Source organism: Vibrio sp. MarTm2 (assembly GCF_027587055.1).
Lineage (GTDB): Bacteria > Pseudomonadota > Gammaproteobacteria > Enterobacterales > Vibrionaceae > Vibrio > Vibrio sinaloensis_D.
The window spans coordinates 118,628-140,734 of record NZ_JAPPTK010000010.1; the positions used below are offsets into that span (position 1 = coordinate 118,628).

Here is a 22,107-nt window from a genome sequence, read left to right on the forward strand (position 1 = left end):
GATTACTGCTTTAACTGTCTTTTGGTCTTAGTTGTCGCGATATGAGTTGCTGGATCGTCAGGCCAGACATGCTTGGGATAACGCCCTTTCATCTCTTTTTGCACCTCTTTATAGGCACCTTGCCAAAAACTGGCGAGATCCCGCGTCACTTGCAAAGGACGCTGAGCTGGAGACAGCAGCTCTAACACAATGGTCTTTCGACCAAGAGCGATTTGAGGTGAAGTTTTCTCACCAAAGACTTCTTGCATCTTTACCGAGAGCACAGGCTCTTGGCCTTGTTGATAGCGAATCGCTTTCTTCGTACCTGTCGGTAATGTGTAATGTGTGGGTAGCCACTCTTCGATCTCTTGATTAAGCGGCCAACCGAGAAACGCCGTCAACGCTGCCAGAACGTCCACTTTCCCAAGAGCTTTGACCGAGCTCACTCCCGTCAAATAAGGCTCTAACCAAACATCGAGTTGCTCAAGCAAAGCGGCATCCGATAATTGAGGCCAATTGTGTTCAGGCAACCAGTCCGCCGCACAGCGAAATCGCTCTAGCTCCGCGATACTTTTTGGCGTCCAATTTAATACTGATAAGCCTTTACGACGAATAAAATTGAGTAAAGCTTGCGTCATTTTTTCGTTTGATGGCTCTGGAAGGGCCACTTTTGAAACAATGAGCTTACCTAACTTTTGCTGGCGCTCAGCGACTAAGCGTCCCTTTTGTTCATCCCAATCAACGACATCCAGATCGATAAACGCATCTGGACACATCTGTTCAAGTTGATGAATGTCGAGTTCGATCGCCGAGAAAATAGTTGAAGAATCAGAGTGGCTGCGCATCAGCTCAATCGCCACAATATAATCGCAACTTGATAGCCCTTCTTCCATGCGCATTTCTCCGCCATGGCCATTGGCAAGTAGAAAGCGTCCGACTTGATTGTCTCGAGCCTTGGCAATGCGATCAGGAAAAGCACTGGATAACAGCACTGCAACCAAGGATTCATCGCAGCGCGACAACGAAAAGTCTGCCGATAATTTTTTCGCCAAAGCGCGCGCACGCTGCTCAACCAGATGTTGCTTGGCATATTTCCTTTGCTTAAAGTGATGGACGCTGTGAGAAAAATCGACTTGATTACGCTCGGGCTCTTCAAGCAGCGCCGCAACCATCACTCCAGTATCAATACATTGGTGAGCTTTCGCCGTCGAGAGCATCGCGGCAATACGCGGCTCTACCCCAAGCGTCACCGCAAGCGATCCTGCTTGGGTCAGTTGCCCCTTCTCATCTAGCAGATGCAACGATCTCAACAGGGAGCGCGCCTGCTCTATGGCACTTTTTGGCGGAGTGTCGAGCCAGAGCAAATCATTCACATCCTGCGCTCCCCACTGGGTGAGCTCAAGCGCTAGGTTTGCCAAATCAGAATGAAGAATTTCCGCAGGGGGCACATCCGGCTGCTGATTGAGTTGGCTCTCACTATATAAGCGCACACAAATGCCCGCTTCCAAACGCCCTGCTCGACCGGCACGTTGCTCGGCTGAAGATTTGGCAATACGAACTTGCTCTAGGCGTGTTACGCCACTTTTTAGGTCGAACTTGGCCACCCGCTCAAGCCCCGAATCCACCACCAAGCGTATGCCTTCAATAGTCAACGAGGTCTCCGCAATATTGGTTGCCAACACCACTTTTCTCTTGCCGGGCTCCGCGGGTTGAATCGCCATCTGCTGCTGAGCAAAATTTAACTGGCCATAAAGGGGGCAAATTTGAATGTCTTGAGGCAAGCCCGCAAGCCTTTCTTCCACGCGTTTAATGGCAGCCACACCAGGCAAAAATGCAAGCAGAGAGCCGCTCTCTTGATTCATTAAGCTAGCGATTTGCTTGCTCATTAGCTCTTCAAGGCGATCATTGGCTTTCCCAGGCTGATAGCGAAACTCAACTGGATAGCTTCGACCTTGAGATTCGATATAACGCGCCTCAGGAAGCAATCGACACAGCGCCGCTTGATCGAGCGTTGCCGACATCACCACTAACTTAAGATCATCACGCAGCGCTTCTTGAATCTCTAAACAAAACGCAAGTGCCGTATCGGCATGGATGCTGCGTTCATGAAACTCATCAAACAGAATGAGATCCACTCCGTTCAACTCAGGATCCGACTGAATCATGCGAGTTAGGATCCCTTCTGTCACTATCTCTAGTTGGGTTGCGGCACTCACTTTGGTTTCGCCACGAACTCGATATCCTATTCGCTGGCCAACACTCTCGCCCAACTGCTGAGCCAAATAACGCGCAATATTACGCGCCGCCAGCCTTCTTGGTTCCAGCATGATGATTTTGCCCGCGATCACCCCTTGCTTGACGAGCTGTAAGGGGAAATGGGTCGATTTACCCGCGCCGGGGGCCGCTTTGAGGATCAGTTGAGCGCAGTCGCGAACACCCGAGAGTAACTCAGGCATCACGCCTTCAATAGGCAGTTGTGACAATGGGAAAGCCTTGTGGTGTAATGTTGGCAACTATTGTACATAAAAACAGTGCCAAATGAAGTTCGAGCCCGCATTAGAACCTGCCACACTTATTCAACGATACAAGCGCTTTCTCGCTGACATTACCTTGCCTGATGGCAGTGAGCGCACCATTCATTGCGCCAACACCGGAGCGATGACGGGTTGTGCTACGCCCGGCAATGCCGTGTGGTATTCCACTTCCGACAACCCTAAACGTAAGTACCCCAACAGCTGGGAGTTGACCGAAACAGCACAAGGGCATCGCATTTGTATAAACACAGCACGCGCGAACCAATTGGCAGTAGAAGCTATCCAATCAGGTACCATCTGTGAGTTGCAAGGGTATGATCAACTTCAAACAGAAGTAAAATATGGCAATGAAAATAGTCGAATCGATATCTTGCTCAATTCAGAAAATAAACCAAAATGCTATATAGAAGTTAAGAGTGTCACCTTACTGGACGAAAAACTTGCTGGGCAAGGTTATTTCCCCGACGCTGTCACGACAAGAGGCCAAAAGCATCTGAGAGAACTCTCAGAAATGGCACAAAGTGGACATAGAGCGGTACTTTTGTTCACTGTTTTACATTCGGGTATTGAAAAAGTGTCTGCCGCACACCATATAGACGCCAAATATTCACAATTACTGAAAACTGCGCAAGAACAAGGGGTGGAAGTCCTGTGCTACAAGGCCAAGCTTTCCAACTCAGAGATGAAACTGGTCAACGCAATTGAATTTATCAATTGACAGAAAAAGTGGTGTCACCTTCACATTGACAACAACTTTACGATTCAGAGTTTGCCTCGATAAGTTCTTTTTGCTATAGATACCCGCCTTAAATTAACTGCGAGCGCAGTTGACTAGGTGTTAGTAGGAGATGCTGCATGCCAGAATCAAAGAAAAAAGCGCTAGGCATCCTAGCCATTGCAGGGGTTGAGCCATATCAAGAGAAGGCTGGTGAAGAGTACATGTCACCAGAGCAAATGGCTCATTTTACAAAAATTTTGACAGCTTGGCGCAACCAGCTCAGGGAAGAAGTTGATCGCACTGTTCACCACATGCAGGATGAAGCAGCGAATTTCCCAGATCCAGTTGACCGCGCGTCTCAAGAAGAAGAGTTCAGCCTTGAACTTCGAAACCGTGACCGTGAGCGCCGCCTAATCAAGAAGATTGAAAAGACACTAAACAAAATCGAAGAAGATGAGTTTGGTTTCTGTGATTCTTGTGGCATTGAGATTGGCATTCGTCGTTTGGAAGCCCGTCCAACTGCAGACCTTTGTATCGACTGTAAAACACTTGCAGAGATCAAAGAGAAACAAATGCAAGGTTAATCACCTCCATTCTGTTAATTATAAAGGGAGCATTCGCTCCCTTTTTGGTTTAGTGAATTGCTATGAGTTACATTGGCCGTTTTGCCCCGTCACCCTCTGGACCTTTGCACTTTGGCTCCTTAGTTGCCGCGTTAGGCAGTTACTTCCAAGCCAAGTCACAGCAAGGTCAATGGTTGGTTCGAATTGAAGATCTTGACCCTCCAAGAGAGATGCCCGGGGCGGCTAGCTTGATCCTTGAGACACTGGAAGCGTACCAACTGCATTGGGATGGCAAAGTCGTTTATCAAAGCCAACGCCATGACTTATACCAGCACCAAATCGAATACTGGCTGCAATCAGGTCAAGCCTACTATTGCCAATGTACACGTAAACAAATCAAAGCAACGGGTGGCTTTTATCAAGGCACTTGCCGTGATTTAACGCTCAATCAACCAGATAACTGTGCCATTCGCCTAAAAATGACACATCCTATTTATCAATTTGAAGATGAGAAGCACGGTCAACTGACGATTCCAACCGCCCTAGCAGATGAAGATTTCATTATAAAACGCCGCGATGGGTTATTTGCTTACAACCTTGCGGTAGTATTGGATGACATTGACCAAGGCATCACTGAAGTGGTTCGTGGCGCAGACCTGATTGAACCTACAGGACGCCAAATTAGCTTGTACCATATGCTAGGCAAAGCGCCTGTGAGCTATCTTCATCTTCCACTGGCGCTAGGAGACAATGGTCAGAAGTTGTCCAAGCAGAATCATGCGCCAGCCATTGATAATCGCAATCCAAAGCCCGCTCTGTTAGACGCAATGCGCTTTTTAGGCTTTGAAATGCCACAAGATATCAAACAGCTGAGCGTGAGTGAGATCATTGATTGGGGCGTTAAAAATTGGCACTTGCAGCAGTTGCCAGCATCGACCGAGATCACACCAAGATTCTCAAACCGCTCGCCGTAAGCTATTATTAGCCGCAAATTCGCCTTATTAGGCACAAATTAAGCCTGTAGCAAGGTTGGTTTTCACCATATTATTGCCAGATGCACATGAACAAAAACGACGATACACCAAGCGAAAAGAACATATACCCAGAGCTTTCTCTGAATATCATCACTCGCCAAGAGCACAACGTCTCTCGTAAGAAGATCAGTGATAATGCACTGAAAGTGCTGTACAGACTTCATGGAGCAGGCTTTGACGCATATCTTGTTGGGGGCGGAGTTCGAGACCTTCTACTCGGCCAACAACCAAAAGACTTTGACATTGCGACCAACGCAACGCCAGAGCAAATTCGCCAGTTATTTAAAAACTGTCGCCTAATCGGACGCCGATTCCGTCTCGCGCACATTATGTTTGGTCGCGATATCATTGAAGTAGCCACATTCCGCGGTCACCACCAAGAACCGAGCAAGAACGTTTCTCAGCAATCCAAAGAAGGGATGCTGCTCCGTGACAATGTGTACGGCACCATTGATGAAGACGCCGAGCGTCGCGACTTTACCATCAATGCGATGTACTACAGCATTGCCGACTACTCAATTCACGATTATGCAGGCGGCATCGAAGATCTTGAAGACAAATTGGTTCGTCTGATTGGCGATCCTGAAACGCGTTATCGCGAAGACCCAGTCCGTATGCTGCGCGCAATTCGATTCGCGGTAAAATTAGACTTCGACATCGAGGAAGATACCGCAGCGCCAATCGAAGATATGGCAGTCTTACTGCGCGATATTCCACCAGCACGACTCTACGAAGAATCACTCAAGATGCTGCAATCAGGCCACGGTCTAGAAACCTACCACCTGATGCGTGAATACAACTTGTTTCAGCAACTGTTCCCAACCATCGCCGAGTTCTTCACCGAAGAGTACGACTCACCAACTGAGCAGATGCTAGATTTGGTTCTCGATTCGACCGATCAACGTATCGAAGAAGGTAAACGTATCAACCCTGCGTTTATGTTCGCCGCCATGCTGTGGTATCCGCTACAAGCAAAAGCGCAGCAGTTGATGGAGAAACGCAAACTCGCTTACTACGATGCAATCATGGAAGCGAGCAACCAGGTTCTCGATGATCAAGTGCGTTCCATCGCCATTCCGCGTCGCCACACCGCGACCATCCGCGAAATTTGGCAACTGCAACTTCGCATGCCTCGCCGCAATGGTAAACGAGCGTTCCGCCTGATGGAGCTCAATAAGTTCCGTGCAGGCTTCGATTTCTTAGAAATGCGCGGTGAAATTGAGCAAGGCGAAACCCAGCAACTCGCCAAATGGTGGGAAACCTTCCAAAATGCGGGTCGTAACATGCGTCAAGCCATGGTGGCTGATTTAGATGCCAGCAGCGATGAAAAGCCAAGACAGCGTCGCCGTAAAACGTATCGCAAGAAAAAGTCGAAAGCATCATGATGAACACCGTCTTTATTGCGGTTGGTAGTAACCTTGCCGATCCTGTTACTCAAGCGAATGAAGCCATTCAAGCGCTCAAAAGCCTGCCTCGCTCAGAGCTTGTACGAGCATCTAGCTTATACAGCAGTACGCCCATGGGGCCGCAGGATCAGCCTGACTACATTAATGCCGTTGTTGAAATAAAAACAGAATTAACGCCACTTAAGCTACTCGATTGCACACAAGCCATTGAACTAGAACAAGGGCGCGTCCGTAAAGAAGAGCGCTGGGGCCCAAGAACCTTAGATCTCGACATCATTCTTTACGGCAATGAGGTGATTGATTCGGAGCGTCTCGTCGTTCCCCACTATGGAATGAAAGAGCGCGAGTTTGTGCTCTACCCGCTTGCCGAAATCGCACCAAATTTAACCCTCCCATGTGGGACCAGACTGGAAGACTTACTTAAAGTCGTTGAGCAAAACGGTCTGCGTATTTGGCAATCATAGCCAACTCCTATAAGGAAAAATCATGAAAAAAATAACCATTAGCGATCTGATGAAATGGAAGCAGGAAGGTCGTAAATTTGCCACTTCTACCGCTTATGACGCAAGTTTTGCGCAGTTGTTTGAAAGCCAAGAAATGCCCGTGCTACTCGTCGGTGATTCACTTGGCATGGTTCTTCAAGGAGAATCGTCAACGCTGCCAGTCACAGTAGAAGAGTTAGCCTACCACACGCGCTGTGTACGCGCAGGAAGCCCAAACTGCCTTCTAATGGCTGATATGCCGTTTATGAGTTACGCAACGCCTGAGCAAGCGTGTGAGAACGCAGGAAAGCTAATGCGTGCGGGTGCAAATATGGTGAAAATCGAAGGTGGCGACTGGTTAGTCGAGACCGTAAAAATGCTGACAGAGCGTGCCGTACCAGTTTGTGCTCATCTTGGCTTAACGCCTCAGTCAGTCAACATTTTTGGTGGCTTCAAGGTACAAGGCCGCGACCAAGAAAAAGCGGATCGCATGGTTCGCGATGCCCTAGCGCTCCAAGAGGCAGGCGCGCAAATCATCCTACTGGAATGTGTCCCTAAAGAGCTGGCAGCTCGCATCACAGAAGTGTGTGATGTACCAGTGATTGGTATTGGCGCAGGTAACGTGACAGATGGTCAAATATTAGTGATGCACGACATGTTTGGTATTGCCGCTAACTACATGCCAAAGTTCTCGAAAAACTTCCTTGCTGAAACCGGAGACATGCGTAAAGCTGTTGCCAAATACAAACAAGACGTTGAGAGCAGTGCGTTCCCTGACGACGCACACACTATTGCCTGAGGATAATGTTCATGCAAACTTTTGCTGAAATTGCTGCTCTTCGTGAGCAAATTAAACAGTATAAAAGAGATGGCCGAACAATCGCGTTTGTACCAACGATGGGCAACCTACACGAAGGTCACTTAACGTTAGTACGCAAAGCTCGCGAGCACGCTGATGTGGTTGTGGTGAGTATTTTCGTTAACCCTATGCAATTTGAACGTGCTGACGATCTCAATAACTACCCTCGCACATTAGAAGATGACCTCACCAAGCTAAGCGGTGAGGCGGTAGAATTGGTCTTCACCCCAACGCCTGAAATCATCTACCCAGAAGGGCTAGATAAACAGACATCGGTTGATGTTCCAGGTTTATCGACCATTCTAGAAGGTGCATCACGCCCTGGTCATTTCCGTGGCGTCTCAACGATCGTCACCAAACTGTTCAACATTGTTCAGCCAGATGTGGCTTGCTTTGGCGAAAAAGATTTTCAACAGTTAGCCGTCATCCGAAAGATGACTGAAGACTTAGCGCTCGATATCGAGATCATTGGTGTGCCAACAGTTCGTGAAATGGATGGCCTTGCAATGAGCTCTCGCAACGGTCTGTTGACTCTAGATGAGCGTCAGCGCGCACCAGTTCTGGCTCGTACCATGCGCTGGATCAGCAGTGCAATCCGCGGTGGTCGTGATGACTACGCCTCTGTGATTGAAGATGCCAGCGATCAGCTGCGTGCCGCAGGTCTCCAGCCTGATGAAATATTTATCCGCGATGCTCGCACGCTCCAAGCGATTACAGCCGAAACCACTCAAGCCGTGATTCTGATGTCTGCATTCTTAGGCAAGGCACGTCTGATCGATAACCAAGTGGTTGAGATGACAGTGGAAACAAAAGAAGAGGAAGAAGCGTCAACCTCTGATGAAAAGAGCGAGTAATCGCCTACTATCGTTTAAAAAGGCTTGGTGCTGCGTACCAAGCCTTTTTTGTTTCAAGTGAACTCGTCACCTAGCTTCTTAAGCCGATCCCCTTAGTCACTAAGTAGTGCGCGATCGCGTACAACACGACAACGAAAATACTCAATACACCAAATGAAGTGACAATACCAACATCAGATACCCCCAAAAAGCCGTAGCGGAATGCGTTAACCATGTAGACAATCGGATTGATTTTCGACACGCCCTGCCAAAACTCAGGTAACAAGCTGATGGAGTAAAACACGCCACCAAGATAGGTCAAAGGCGTTAAGACAAAAGTCGGGATGATCGAGATATCATCAAACGTCTTCGCGAACACCGCATTGATCAAGCCCCCCAAAGCAAACACGACAGAGGTCATAAAAACGGTGGCGATGATTATGCCCCAGTGCTCAACTTGAAGATCAACAAACAGCAGTGAGACAACAGTAACGATGGTGCCGACGAGCAAACCTCGCACTACACCACCCATCACAAATCCTAAAATGATCACATAGTTGGGTACAGGCGCAACCAACAACTCTTCAATGTTTTTTTGGAACTTAGCACTGAAAAACGATGATGCTACATTCGAGTATGAGTTAGTAATCACCGACATCATAATCAAGCCAGGAACAATGTACTCCATGTAGCTAAAACCGTTCATCTCACCAATTCTAGAGCCGATCAAGCTGCCAAAAATGATGAAATATAGCGTCATGGTGATCGCCGGTGGAACCAAGGTTTGCACCCAAATGCGGGTAAAGCGATTGATCTCTTTGGCTAATAAACTGCGAAAAGCGGTCCAATACAACTGATACATGTTAGTCGCTCCCCTCTCTCACAATGCTAACGAACAGCTCTTCCAATCGGTTGGCCTTATTGCGCATTGATAACACCTTCACCCCTTGTTCGGTCAACTGAGTAAAAATACCGTTGAGCCCTTGTGTTTTCTCAATTTCAATCTCTAACGAGCCTGCGCTAAACTGCTGCTTGTTGACACCCTCCAGTCTTGGTTCAGGGGCACCATCTTCCAAATCAAGAATAAAGGTCTCCACCTGCAGTTTGTTAAGCAGACTTTTCATGGTGGTGTTTTCGATCAGCTCACCCTTGCTGATGATGCCGATGTTGCGACACAACATCTCCGCCTCTTCTAAATAGTGAGTGGTGAGTATGATGGTAATCCCTTGCTCAGAGTTAATTTCTTTAAGGAACTCCCACATTGAACGACGCAGCTCGATATCCACCCCTGCGGTCGGCTCATCCAAAATCAGTAGTTGCGGCTCATGCATCAGCGCTCGAGCAATCATCAAACGGCGCTTCATTCCGCCAGATAGATTTCTTGCACGTTCGTTACGCTTTTCCCACAAATCGAGTTTAGTTAAGTACTTTTCAGCCCTTTCTTCCGCCAGTGATTTAGACACCCCGTAGTAGCCCGCTTGCTGCATGACGATCTGCTTCACCGTTTCAAATTGGTTGAAATTAAATTCTTGCGGTACCAAGCCTAGGTTTTGCTTTGCAAGTTCTAAATCGCGATCGATATCAAAACCGAATACCTTAACGTTACCTGATGTCTTGTTGACCAAAGAGGAGATGACGCCAATGGTGGTCGATTTACCCGCGCCATTGGGACCAAGCAGTGCGTAAAAGTCCCCTTTTTCCACATTTAGGCTGACGCCTTTCAGTGCTTCAAACCCACCTGCGTAGGTCTTACGCAGCTGTTCAATCTCTAATGCATACATAACAAACTATCATTTCTTTGAATTAACCAAATTAGTTTATCGTTGAGTAACGATGATTACAATTAAACCTTTCGAATATTTTAGAAATATAAAAATTATTCAAAAAAAACGCCGCAGAAGCATCTGCGGCGTGGAGTGACATTCTCTAAAAATTAGCGGCTAAACTAGCTCTGGCTGACCTTCATCTGTATCTACATGACGAATAGCCGTTTTAAGCGCTTCATAGCGGAATTTATAAGTGTTGGCAGCTGGTACCAAATCAAGCACATGGAACTTCTCCAGTTGCTGGCGCGTTTTTTCATTAGGACACAATAAATACACTTCACAGTTAGCATCTTGCGCATCTTTAATTGCATTTTCCAAGGCAAGTCCCACGGTGACGTCGATCATCGGAACGTCGGTCAAATCAAGAATCATCACCTCGTAATCAGAAATACTGGTGTGCTGACGTGAAATCGCTTTCGACACGCTAAATATCATGGGTCCAGAAAGATAGAAGAACAGTACTTTACCATTGGCCATGTCTAGCAAGCCGCGTTCACTGTCAGACAGCGGTACGTCATCTTCATCCGCATCACTAATCGCTTTCACTTGACGCGCTTGTTCACGGCTCAAACGCTCGATAATGATGATGTTTGAGATAAATACCCCCAAACCAACTGCCACAATCAAATCGACAAACACAGTCAGCAGCATCACGCCGTACATAATCGCCATACCGGCAAAACTGACTCGGTGAGCACGCTGGATAAAACTCCAATCCAGGATGTTGAAACCAACATAAACCGCAATACCCGCCAGAACCGCCATCGGAATCGGCTCAGTTAGGCCACCGGCTACCAGTACAACTAATGCAAGCATTAGCGCACGAATAACCCCAGACAGAGGCGAACGTGCACCAACCTGAATGTTTGTTACTGTTCCCATAGTGGCACCAGCGCCTGGCAATGCACCAAACAAACCGGAAATCATGTTCGCTAACCCTTGGCCGCGAAGCTCTTTGTCTGAATCGTGTTCTTTCCGCGTTAATGAGTCACCGATAACCGCAGTCAACAAGGTATCAATACAACCAAGAGTGCCGAGCACCAAAGCATCAATAACCATCTCTGTAAACATAGACGCATCGATGTGCGGTATCACTAAAGAAGGCAGTCCTGCAGGAATTTCGCCAATACGACGAATCGAGTCTGTATCAAACAGAATGACGGAAAGCAGTGTGACAGCAACAAGCGCGACCAGTTGAGCTGGAACGTACTTACGATAACGCTTAGGAAAGAAAAACAAGATCCCGAGAGTCAGCAAGCCAAGAAATAGCTCACTGAATTTCATATTGGCGACCGTATCAGGTAACGCAGATAAGGTGCCAATCACACCACCAGCAGGGGCAGCGTGACCCAGGAGGGGGGATAATTGGAGAATAATCAGAATCACGCCAATTCCCGACATAAAACCGGAGATGACGCTATATGGCATCAAAGTTACGTACTTTCCTAACTTTAGCGTACCCAGCAAGATCTGAAACGCACCTGCCATCATCACGACAGTGAACGTCATTGCCATCCCCGTCTCAGGGTACTTCGCCATCATACTGGTTAAAACGGCAGTCATGATCACCGTCATAGGGCCAGTAGGCTCTGATATTAACGTATTCGAGCCACCAAAGAGTGAGGCAAACAACCCCACCATTATGGCTCCCCAAAGCCCGGCTTCAGCGCCAGCTCCTGAGGCGACACCAAATGCCAGTGCTAATGGTAAGGAGATGATGGCGGTAGTCACACCACCAAACAGATCTCCTTTGAGATTGATATCTTCAAAACGACTTCCAAACACAACTCAGCTCCATGCTTAAAATTTGGCTACGACGCCTTACTTTCTGGGTTATCCTATACAGGCTCAAAAACTAAGCCTAATAACCACTCTTTTTGTAGCGAAACATAACGAGAAATATTAGCGATTTGCTGCGAAATGTCGCTATTTTCATCACTCTACCAAATGTTATCTAGTAGGGATAAGTGTTAATTGCATCTCATAACTCATACTTTATAACCTTTGGTTAGGATGAGTGCTAAGTTTATGATTTTTAGCGCTCAAACAAGTCAGATGAGTGCCTTTTCGACCAATTATCATAGGAACGAAATTGTAACATTGTGTATAGTGATGCAAGAATTTTTTAAGGATTGCGAACGAGATGCCGGAAATTAAACAGCTATTTGAAAATAACTCGAAATGGTCTGAGTCAATTAAAGCTGAGCGACCAGAATACTTCACGAAACTTGAAGAAGGTCAAAACCCCGGATTCCTCTGGATTGGTTGTTCTGATAGCCGAGTGCCTGCTGAACGTTTAACGGGGCTTTATTCAGGTGAATTGTTCGTCCACCGCAACGTTGCGAATCAGGTAATCCATACCGACCTAAACTGTTTATCCGTTGTTCAATACGCGGTTGACGTACTTAAGGTCAAACACATCATCGTCTGCGGACACTATGGCTGCGGCGGGGTCAATGCGGCCATAGATAACCCACAACTGGGGCTGATCAATAACTGGCTGCTGCACATTCGCGATTTGTACTTCAAGCATAGGGACTACCTAGATCGCATGGCTCCTGAGGATAAAGCTGATAAGCTCGGAGAGATAAACGTCGCGGAGCAAGTGTATAACTTGGGGAATTCAACGATTATGCAAAATGCTTGGGAGCGCGGCCAAGACGTCGAAATTCATGGCGTTGTCTACGGCATTGGCGATGGTAAGTTGCAGTACTTGGGGGTGCGTTCTAGCTCAAGAGAAAGTGTGGAAACCTCATATCAAAAAGCGATGGAATCTATTCTCAATCCAGATCAGCAGCTTCTTTGCCGATAACTACCAAGCCTAAAAAAGAACGCCCGTGAACATATCACGGGCGTTTTTGCATCTGACTTACTGAACTGAATTACTCTTGAGGCACAACTTTACCGATGTATGGTAGATGGCGGTATTTTTGTGCGTAATCGATACCCACACCGACAACAAACTCATCAGGAATTTCGAAGCCAATCCACTTAACATCGACATCCACTTCTCTACGAGATGGTTTATCCAAAAGAGTGCAAATCTCTACAGACTTTGGCTCACGCAGTGTCAGGATCTCTTTCACTTTGTTCAAGGTATTACCTGTATCGATAATGTCTTCAACAAGTAAAACGTCTTTGCCTTTGATGTCATCATCAAGATCTTTAAGAATACGAACATCGCGTGAACTTTCCATGGTATTACCGTAGCTCGATGCTGTCATGAAATCGACTTGGTGAGTCAGATCGATCGCACGAGCCAAATCAGCCATAAACACAAATGAACCACGTAGAAGACCAACAAGAACAAGATCCTCGCTGCCTTTGTAGTGTTCACTGATTTGTTTGCCTAACTCTTTCACTCGTTCGCTGACTTCTTGCTCAGAAATCATTACTTCTACTGTATGTTTCATACCAATCTCATTTATCGCGTGGGCTAACATTCATTTCTGAAATAGTAGCTGATGTTTTCAAGCGCCTAGTTTAACGATTGCGGAACAACAAAGAAAGAGTCTCATGCATCAGAAAAGCCACACACATCAACTAAACCCTATGACGTTCCGCACGTATATTAACAATTGTGGTTATAAAGTGTACTGAAAACGTTGACCTTCTTTATATGCACCATTACACTCATTATGCTTCTAAGCAAATAATAAAATACTAAATAGGGCAAAGCCCAATACAAACAACTCAATTGGCAAGGATATTGATATGGACTCAATAGCGAAAAGACCGCGCACGCGTCTGTCTCCGCAAAAACGTAAACAGCAACTGATGGAGATTTCTCTAGAGGTATTTGCTCGTCGTGGTATCGGACGTGGAGGTCACGCAGATATTGCTGAAATCGCTCAGGTTTCAGTCGCAACCGTATTTAACTATTTCCCGACTCGTGAAGATCTCGTTGATGACGTACTAAACTATGTCGTGCGTCAGTTCTCGAATTTTCTATCAGACAATATTGATTTAGATCTGCACGCGAAAGACAACCTAGAGAACCTCACATCGGCAATGGTGAACCTCGTTGCCAATGATTGCCACTGGCTAAAAGTGTGGTTTGAGTGGAGTGCATCAACGCGCGATGAAGTATGGCCACTGTTTGTCACCACTAACCGCACAAATCAGCTTCTAGTACAGAACATGTTTATCAAAGCCATTGAACGTGGTGAAGTCTGTGACCAGCATGATCCAGCCGATCTTGCGACACTGTTCCACGGCATTTGTTACTCGCTGTTTGTACAAGCAAATCGTGTACAAAACACAGATGCACTGTCTAAGCTAACCCAAAGTTACTTGGATATGCTGTGCATCTACAAACGTGACCACTGATCACAGCTCACTACTGGTAAAGCTGATACTCAGGTATCAGCTTTTTTATTTCTGTCAGGTATAAAAAAACCGCTGAATCATCAGCGGTTTTTTACTATCAATCTTCAAGAAAAATTACTTTTTCTTTTTCGCTTTCGGGTTTGGAAGGTCAGTGATTGTCCCTTCAAACACTTCCGCCGCTAGACCAACAGACTCGTGTAGAGTTGGGTGAGCGTGGATAGTTAACGCGATATCTTCTGCATCACAACCCATCTCGATTGCAAGACCGATTTCACCTAGTAGTTCACCACCGTTAGTACCAACGATAGCACCACCAATTACGCGGTGAGTCTCTTTGTCGAAGATAAGCTTAGTCATACCATCTGCACAATCAGATGCGATTGCACGACCTGAAGCAGCCCATGGGAATGTCGCTGTTTCGTAGTTGATGCCTTCAGCTTTCGCTTCTTTCTCAGTCTTACCAACCCACGCCACTTCTGGCTCAGTGTAAGCAATTGAAGGAATAACTTTAGGATCGAAGTAGTGCTTCTTACCTGCAATAACTTCAGCAGCAACGTGACCTTCATGCACACCTTTGTGCGCAAGCATCGGTTGACCAACGATATCACCGATAGCAAAGATGTGAGGAACGTTAGTACGCATTTGCTTATCAACGTTGATGAAACCGCGCTCATCTACTTCTAGACCGGCTTTTTCTGCATCAAGAAGTTGACCGTTAGGTACACGACCGATAGCAACCAGAACAGCATCGTAGCGCTCAGCTTCTGCTGGTGCTTTTTTGCCTTCCATTGAAACGTAGATACCGTCTTCTTTCGCTTCAACTGCGGTTACTTTGGTTTCAAGCATTAGGTTGAACTTGTTCTTGATACGCTTAGTGTAAACTTTCACGATATCTTTATCCGCAGCTGGGATAACTTGGTCGAACATTTCAACAACGTCGATTTGAGAACCTAGAGAGTGGTAAACCGTACCCATTTCTAGACCGATGATACCACCGCCCATGATAAGTAGTTTTCCAGGAACTTCTTTCAGTTCAAGTGCGTCAGTTGAGTCCCAAATACGTGGGTCTTCGTGTGGGATAAATGGCAGTTTGATTGGACGAGAGCCCGCTGCAACGATCGCGTTGTCAAAGTTAACGACTGTCTTGCCTTCTTCACCATCCACTTCAATCGTGTTAGGACCAGTAAATTTACCAAAACCGTTAACCACGTTAACTTTACGCATCTTAGCCATACCGCCAAGACCGCCAGTTAGTTGGTTGATAACTTTTTCTTTCCACTTACGGATCTTATCGATATCAGTTTGCGGCTCACCAAACACGATGCCGTGCTCAGCAAGTGCTTTCGCTTCTTCGATTACTTTAGATACGTGTAGTAGTGCTTTCGATGGGATACAACCCACGTTCAGACAAACACCACCAAGAGTGCTGTAACGTTCAATAAGAACAGTTTCTAGACCTAAGTCTGCACAACGGAATGCGGCAGAGTAACCAGCAGGACCTGCACCAAGTACTACTACTTGGGCTTTAATTTCTTTGCTCATTTTGACCTCTTGTAGTCATAATCCCTAACAGGCTGAGTGGGTATTGATTCACTATGTTCAAGTCAGTTTTGTTTTAAACAGTTATTTTCAGACCGCCATCAGTTTACAGAGATGTTAATGGTGTGAAAAGTAAATCAATTTAGCCTGTGAGCTAGACAACAATTCGCTTGAGAAAACCTTATTGAGTCTAAGGTCTGCAATCAAATTGTTTGGTAATTATTATTAGTAGAGGCGGCTAAATGTGCCGCCTCTCAATCATCTGACTTCTATTAAAGAACTAGACGACGAATGTCTGATAGCGCTGCGTTCAAGAACGTGATGAAGCGAGCACCTTCCGCACCATCAATCACACGGTGGTCGTATGATAGAGACAGTGGAAGTTGTAGGCGTGGTTCGAATTCTTTACCGTTCCACACTGGCTTCATTTCAGACTTAGACACACCTAGAATACCAACTTCTGGTGCATTTACGATTGGTGTAAATGCCGTACCGCCGATGCCGCCAAGGCTAGAGATTGTGAAACAACCGCCCTGCATGTCAGCAGCCGTTAGCTTACCAGCACGTGCCTTCTTAGACACAGCCATTAGCTCTTCAGATAACTCGTAAATGCCTTTCTTGTTCACATCTTTGAATACTGGAACAACTAGACCGTTAGGCGTATCTACTGCGATACCTACGTTTACGTACTTCTTAAGAATGATGCTTTCGCCATCTTCAGAAAGAGAAGAGTTAAACGCTGGGAACGCTTCTAGCGCTTTAGCAACCGCTTTCATGATGAACACAAGTGGCGTGATCTTCATACCTGAATCTTTCTTCGCTTCGATAGCGTTCTGCTCTTTACGGAATGCTTCTAGCTCAGTAATGTCAGCGTTGTCCCACTGTGTAACGTGAGGGATCATTACCCAGTTGCGGTGTAGGTTTGCACCAGAGATCTTCTTGATCTTAGAAAGCTTCTGAACTTCAGTTTCGCCGAACTTGCTGAAGTCAACTTTTGGCCAAGGTAGAAGACCAAGAGCAGAGCCGTCACCGCCTTTGCCAGATGCCGCAGCACCAGACTCAAGACGCTTAAGTGCTTCTTTAACGTAAGACTGAACGTCTTCTTTAAGGATACGACTCTTACGACCAGTACCTTTAACCTTAGATAGGTTAACGCCAAATTCACGAGCAAGACGACGAACAACAGGAGACGCATGTGCGTAGTCGTTATTCTCTTCGAAACCAGAGCCTTGGAAGTCGTTCGCTGCAGGTGCCGCTTCAGCTTTTGCTGCTGGAGCAGGAGCCGCCGCAGGTGCTGGAACTGCTGCTTGTGCAGGTGCTGGAACTGCTGCTTGTGCAGGTGCTGAAACAGGAGCAGGCGCTGCGCCCTCTACAACGAACGTCATGATTAGAGAGCCAGTCGTTACTTTATCGCCAGCTGCAATCTTGATTTCTTTTACTGTACCAGCGAATGGAGCTGGAACTTCCATTGAAGCTTTGTCACCTTCAACAGTGATTAGAGATTGCTCTTCTTCTACTGTGTCGCCAACCGCTACCATTACTTCAGTAACTTCTACTTCGTCACCGCCGATATCTGGAACGTTTACTTCTTTTTCTGCTGATGCCGCAGGAGCTGCTGCTGGAGCCGCTTCAACTGCAGGAGCCGCAGCTACTGGAGCGCCAGAGCCAGCCACTTCAAATACCATTACTAGAGAACCAGTTGATACTGAGTCACCAGAAGCGATCTTGATCTCTTTAACCGTACCTGCGAATGGTGCTGGTACTTCCATTGATGCTTTGTCGCCTTCAACAGTTAGAAGAGATTGCTCTTCTTCTACTGTGTCGCCAACTGCAACCATGATTTCAGTCACTTCGACTTCGTCGCCACCGATATCTGGAACGTGAACTTCTTTCAGTTCTGCCGCTGCTGCAGGAGCTGCAACTGGTGCTGCTTCAACTGCTGGAGCTGCTGCAGGAGCCGATTCTACAGCGGCACCTTCAGCTTCGAAAATCATAATTAGAGAACCAGTCGTAACAGAATCACCTTCTGATACTTTGATTTCTTTAACGATACCTGCTTGAGACGCTGGAACTTCCATAGAAGCTTTGTCGCCTTCAACAGTGATCAGAGACTGTTCTTCTTCAACCTTGTCGCCAACACTTACAAGAATCTCAGTAACTTCAACCTCATCCGCACCGATGTCAGGCACATTAATTTCGATTGCCATTGCTTATTTACCTTCTAGTTAAGCGCTGTATTAAGCGTATTGTGGGTTAGTTTTTTCAGTGTCGATGTTGAACTTAGCAATCGCTTCAACGACTACTGACTTCTCAACATCACCACGTTTCGCTAGCTCAGTAAGAGCTGCAACAACTACGTAGCCCGCGTTAACTTCGAAGTGACGACGTAGATTCTCACGGCTGTCAGAACGGCCGTAACCATCAGTACCAAGTACTTTGTAAGACTCAGAAGGCATAAACGCGCGAACTTGCTCACAGTAGTTCTTCATGTAGTCAGTCGCTGCGATAGCTGGCTCGCTGCCCATTACTTGTGCAATGTAAGGTACTTTCGCTTCCGCTTCTGGGTGAAGCATGTTGTAACGCTCTGCGTCTTGACCGTCACGAGTTAGCTCGTTGAACGATGTTACAGAGAACACATCAGATGCGATGCCGTACTCTTCGCTCAGGATAGTCGCTGCTTTACGTACTTCGTTCATGATAGTACCAGAGCCCATTAGCTGAACTTTAGACTTGTCACCTGCGTAAGACTCAAGCTTGTAGATACCCTTACGGATGCCTTCTTCAGCGCCTTCTGGCATTGCTGGCATTGCGTAGTTTTCGTTCATTACCGTTAGGTAGTAGAACACATTCTCTTGGTTCTCACCGTACATGCGACGGATACCGTCTTGCATGATTACTGCAACTTCGTAAGCGAATGTTGGGTCGTAAGAGATACAGTTAGGAACCGTGTTCGCCATGATGTGCGAGTGACCATCTTCGTGCTGTAGACCTTCACCGTTTAGCGTAGTACGACCTGCAGTAGCACCTAGTAGGAAACCGCGAGCTTGTTGGTCACCAGCCATCCACGCCATGTCGCCAACACGTTGGAAACCGAACATAGAGTAGTAGATGTAGAACGGGATCATTGGCAGATCGTTGGTGCTGTATGAAGTCGCAGCTGCAACCCAAGATGCCATTGAACCTAGTTCGTTGATACCTTCTTGTAGAACCTGACCTGACGTTGCTTCTTTGTAGTAAGAAACGATGTCGCGATCTTGAGGTGTGTAGTTCTGACCGTGTGGGTTGTAAATACCGATCTGACGGAACAGACCTTCCATACCGAACGTACGAGCTTCGTCACAGATGATAGGAACGATGTTCTTACCAATGTTCTTGTTCTTAAGCAGGATGTTAAGAGTACGAACGTAAGCCATTGTCGTAGAGATATCACGCTTCTGCTCGCTTAGTAGCGGAGCGAATTCTTCTAGCTCAGGCACTTTGAATTCTTGAGTGAACTTAGGTAGACGCTGTGGCGTGTAACCTTTTAGTTCTTTACGACGAGCGTGTAGGTATTCGTATTCCGCTGAACCTTCTTCAAGTTTCAGGTATGGAAGTTCTTTCACCGCTTCGTCAGTTAGGATGTCTTGAAGACCTAGGCGATCACGTAGGTGTAGTACGTGAGTCATGTCCATCTTCTTAACTTGGTGCGCGATGTTCTTACCTTCAGCCGCTTCACCCATGCCGTAACCTTTAACAGTCTTCGCTAGGATTACTGTTGGACGACCTTTAGTTTCTGCTGCGTTCTTGTAAGCTGCGTACAGTTTAGAAGAATCGTGACCACCACGCTTAAGTGCGAAGATTTCGTCATCAGTCATGTCTGCAACCAGTGCAGCGGTTTCTGGGTACTTGCCAAAGAAGTGCTCGCGTACGTATGCGCCATCTTTAGATTTAAATGTTTGGTAGTCGCCATCTACAGTTTCGTTCATTAGCTGTAGAAGTTTACCTGACGTGTCTTTCGCCAGTAGTGCATCCCAGTTGTTGCCCCAGATAACCTTAACAACATTCCAGCCAGCGCCTTTGAACAGACCTTCTAGCTCTTGGATGATGCTACCGTTACCCATTACAGGGCCATCTAGACGCTGTAGGTTACAGTTGATTAGGAATGTTAGGTTGTCTAGCTTTTCACGTGCTGCGAAAGATAGAGAACCACGTGATTCTGGCTCATCCATCTCACCGTCGCCTAGGAAAGCGTATACACGTTGAGCAGAAGTATCTTTAAGACCACGACCTTCTAGGTACTTAAGGAAGCGTGCTTGGTAGATCGCAGAGATTGGACCAAGACCCATAGATACTGTTGGGAACTGCCAGAATTCAGGCATTAGTTTAGGGTGCGGGTATGATGGGATACCTTTGCCATCTACTTCTTGACGGAAGTTATCTAGCTGCTCTTCAGTTAGACGACCTTCAACGAATGCACGAGAGTAGATACCCGGTGAGATATGACCTTGGTAGTAAACTAGATCGCCACCGTCCGTCTCATTTGGAGCACGGAAGAAGTGGTTGAAACAGACTTCGTAGAATGCAGCCGCTGATTGGTAAGAAGCCATGTGACCACCAAGGTCTAGGTCTTTCTTAGATGCACGCAATACGATCATGATTGCGTTCCAGCGAATGATTGAGCGAATACGACGTTCAAGAGTCACATCACCTGGGTATGCTGGCTCTTGTGCTGCCGGAATCGTGTTGATGTAGTTCGTGTTGATACCAGTTGGCATATCAACGCCGTCTAGACGTGCTTTCTCTAGAACAGTTTCTAGTAGGAACTGTGCACGTTCTACACCTTCTTCACGTACTACTGACTCTAGGGCTTGCAGCCAATCTTGAGTTTCCAGTGCGTCTACGTCATGCTTCATGTCAGACATGGCGATCTATCCTTCTGTTGGTTGGATCTAGTTATTTACGCAACGACTTCAAGAGTCGTTACCTTGTTGAATTCGACGCAAAGAGCGCTCTCTGCGCGACTCTTCACGAGTCAAATCCAACAATGTTTCTTCAATATAAGCTAAGTGTGAATGACACATTTCACGCGCCTTTTCTGGCTTACCTGAAACGATCGCTTCCACGATATTAGCTCTGTGTTTACTTACTTTTTCGACCACTTCATCGCGGCGATGTAAGAGCTTTAAATTCTGTAAGATATTCTGCTCAAGCAATGGCGCTAAACTGCGAACAATATGCAGCAGCACTACGTTGTGCGCCGCTTCCGTTAAAGCGATCAGAAACTGCATAACTGCAGCGGCTTCCGCTTCAATGTTTTTCTCAGTTTGTTGCTCACTGATTTTTTCGAGGCTTGCCTCGATACGAGCGAAATCTTCTTCAGTACCACGAACGGCTGCAAAGTACGCTGAGATACCTTCCATCGCATGACGCGTTTCCAGTAGATCAAGCTGAGTCTCTGAGTGGCTAGACAATAAATTTAGCAGAGGATCTGAAAAGCTGGTCCAGATGTTTTCGCTAACGAATGTGCCACCACCCTGTCGACGAGTAAGAAGACGCTTCGCTTCAAGGCGTTGAATTGCCTCACGGATTGAAGGACGAGACACATCAAACTGTTTAGCCAGCTCGCGCTCTGGCGGCAATTGTTGCCCCGGAGACAATGTTCCTTCCACAATCAGCCTTTCTAACTCTTGTTCAATGACATCAGAAAGTTTTGGCTGACGAATCCTTTGATAAGCCATAGTTGTTATTCTTCTACTCTTTGCAGTCAATTGGTAATACCAATTTTATGTTGGCGAGGAAATTAACATAATTAAAACGCAAGTTCCAGACAAAAGTTGACCTAAATCATAGAACAGGTCCCGCTTCAACATCTTGATAACAATAGTGGATTAAAACACCAATCAAATTGGTCTGACCAATTACAATTTGTAAACAGATGGGAAGAAACCGTGCTAGCTATCACAGTTTGATAGGCGAGTTTTAAATAAATATGAAAGGTTATTAGGGAATGAGAAGAAAGATGCGCA

18 protein-coding genes are annotated in these 22,107 nt (G+C 46.6%); 9 read left to right on the forward strand and 9 right to left on the reverse strand.

All coding sequences use genetic code 11. The features are described 5' to 3' along the window. Positions 1 to 2 precede the first annotated feature (2 nt). The gene (gene hrpB / locus OH458_RS17155; RefSeq protein WP_269979234.1) at positions 3 to 2,462 is read right to left on the reverse strand and encodes an ATP-dependent helicase HrpB; all 2,460 of its coding nucleotides are present in this window, start codon (positions 2,460 to 2,462) and stop codon (positions 3 to 5) included. A 55-nt stretch (positions 2,463 to 2,517) separates the two neighbouring features. Between hrpB and sfsA the strand changes: the two genes are divergently transcribed. The 7 genes from sfsA to panC all read left to right on the forward strand — a co-directional run bounded on the left by sfsA (position 2,518) and on the right by panC (position 8,429). After that, positions 2,518 to 3,231 (forward strand): DNA/RNA nuclease SfsA, encoded by a 714-nt coding sequence (gene sfsA, locus OH458_RS17160; RefSeq protein ID WP_269979235.1) that lies wholly within the window; start codon positions 2,518 to 2,520, stop codon positions 3,229 to 3,231. A gap of 137 nt (positions 3,232 to 3,368) precedes the next feature. Next, positions 3,369 to 3,815 (forward strand): RNA polymerase-binding protein DksA, encoded by a 447-nt coding sequence (gene dksA / locus OH458_RS17165; RefSeq protein ID WP_005475686.1) that lies wholly within the window; start codon positions 3,369 to 3,371, stop codon positions 3,813 to 3,815. Positions 3,816 to 3,877: 62 nt separating this feature from the next. Beyond that, positions 3,878 to 4,768 (forward strand): tRNA glutamyl-Q(34) synthetase GluQRS, encoded by an 891-nt coding sequence (gene gluQRS, locus OH458_RS17170; protein WP_269979236.1) that lies wholly within the window; start codon positions 3,878 to 3,880, stop codon positions 4,766 to 4,768. Positions 4,769 to 4,848: 80 nt separating this feature from the next. Then, positions 4,849 to 6,213, forward strand: a complete 1,365-nt coding sequence (gene pcnB, locus OH458_RS17175) for a polynucleotide adenylyltransferase PcnB (protein ID WP_269979237.1) — start codon at positions 4,849 to 4,851, stop codon at positions 6,211 to 6,213. Then, positions 6,213 to 6,698 carry a 2-amino-4-hydroxy-6-hydroxymethyldihydropteridine diphosphokinase gene (folK, locus tag OH458_RS17180; protein WP_269979263.1) on the forward strand — a complete coding sequence of 162 codons (486 nt, stop codon included), beginning with the start codon at positions 6,213 to 6,215 and terminating at the stop codon, positions 6,696 to 6,698. Before pcnB ends, folK begins: the two co-directional genes overlap by 1 nt. Before the next feature lie 22 nt (positions 6,699 to 6,720). Beyond that, a complete protein-coding gene (gene panB / locus OH458_RS17185) occupies positions 6,721 to 7,515 on the forward strand; it encodes a 3-methyl-2-oxobutanoate hydroxymethyltransferase (RefSeq protein ID WP_269979238.1) in 795 nt (264 codons plus the stop codon). Between the two features lie 11 nt (positions 7,516 to 7,526). After that, positions 7,527 to 8,429: a pantoate--beta-alanine ligase gene (panC, locus tag OH458_RS17190; protein WP_038191306.1), complete on the forward strand. Its 903-nt coding sequence runs from the start codon at positions 7,527 to 7,529 to the stop codon at positions 8,427 to 8,429. Between the two features lie 70 nt (positions 8,430 to 8,499). Here the strand turns inward: panC and OH458_RS17195 are convergent, their stop codons facing one another. The 3 genes from OH458_RS17195 to OH458_RS17205 all read right to left on the reverse strand — a co-directional run bounded on the left by OH458_RS17195 (position 8,500) and on the right by OH458_RS17205 (position 12,019). Continuing rightward, complete coding sequence (locus OH458_RS17195) at positions 8,500 to 9,270, reverse strand: ABC transporter permease (protein ID WP_005475692.1); 771 nt, start codon at positions 9,268 to 9,270, stop codon at positions 8,500 to 8,502. Position 9,271: 1 nt separating this feature from the next. Continuing rightward, positions 9,272 to 10,189 carry an ABC transporter ATP-binding protein gene (locus OH458_RS17200; RefSeq protein ID WP_269979239.1) on the reverse strand — a complete coding sequence of 306 codons (918 nt, stop codon included), beginning with the start codon at positions 10,187 to 10,189 and terminating at the stop codon, positions 9,272 to 9,274. Positions 10,190 to 10,348: 159 nt separating this feature from the next. After that, entirely contained in the window at positions 10,349 to 12,019 is a 1,671-nt protein-coding gene (locus OH458_RS17205) for a SulP family inorganic anion transporter (RefSeq protein ID WP_269979240.1), read from the reverse strand. Between the two features lie 358 nt (positions 12,020 to 12,377). Here OH458_RS17205 and can point away from each other — a divergent pair, with 358 nt between their 5' ends. Further along, a complete protein-coding gene (gene can / locus OH458_RS17210; protein ID WP_005475685.1) occupies positions 12,378 to 13,046 on the forward strand; it encodes a carbonate dehydratase in 669 nt (222 codons plus the stop codon). A gap of 70 nt (positions 13,047 to 13,116) precedes the next feature. Here can and hpt read toward each other — a convergent pair whose 3' ends face one another. Next, on the reverse strand, positions 13,117 to 13,647 hold the full coding sequence (gene hpt / locus OH458_RS17215; RefSeq protein ID WP_038137618.1) for a hypoxanthine phosphoribosyltransferase: 531 nt from the start codon (positions 13,645 to 13,647) through the stop codon (positions 13,117 to 13,119). 301 nt (positions 13,648 to 13,948) lie between these two features. On the opposite strand from hpt, the gene OH458_RS17220 reads away from it, so the two are divergent. Next, entirely contained in the window at positions 13,949 to 14,563 is a 615-nt protein-coding gene (locus tag OH458_RS17220) for a LuxR/HapR/OpaR family quorum-sensing transcriptional regulator (protein WP_005475688.1), read from the forward strand. Positions 14,564 to 14,677: 114 nt separating this feature from the next. On the opposite strand, the gene lpdA is transcribed toward OH458_RS17220, so the two are convergent. From lpdA to pdhR, 4 genes are all read right to left on the reverse strand, one after another. Beyond that, complete coding sequence (lpdA, locus tag OH458_RS17225; protein WP_005475672.1) at positions 14,678 to 16,105, reverse strand: dihydrolipoyl dehydrogenase; 1,428 nt, start codon at positions 16,103 to 16,105, stop codon at positions 14,678 to 14,680. A gap of 269 nt (positions 16,106 to 16,374) precedes the next feature. Continuing rightward, a complete protein-coding gene (gene aceF, locus OH458_RS17230; RefSeq protein WP_269979241.1) occupies positions 16,375 to 18,309 on the reverse strand; it encodes a pyruvate dehydrogenase complex dihydrolipoyllysine-residue acetyltransferase in 1,935 nt (644 codons plus the stop codon). Positions 18,310 to 18,339: 30 nt separating this feature from the next. Further along, a complete protein-coding gene (gene aceE / locus OH458_RS17235; RefSeq protein ID WP_269979242.1) occupies positions 18,340 to 21,003 on the reverse strand; it encodes a pyruvate dehydrogenase (acetyl-transferring), homodimeric type in 2,664 nt (887 codons plus the stop codon). A gap of 48 nt (positions 21,004 to 21,051) precedes the next feature. After that, the gene (pdhR, locus tag OH458_RS17240; protein WP_005475680.1) at positions 21,052 to 21,819 is read right to left on the reverse strand and encodes a pyruvate dehydrogenase complex transcriptional repressor PdhR; all 768 of its coding nucleotides are present in this window, start codon (positions 21,817 to 21,819) and stop codon (positions 21,052 to 21,054) included. Positions 21,820 to 22,107: the final 288 nt, after the last annotated feature.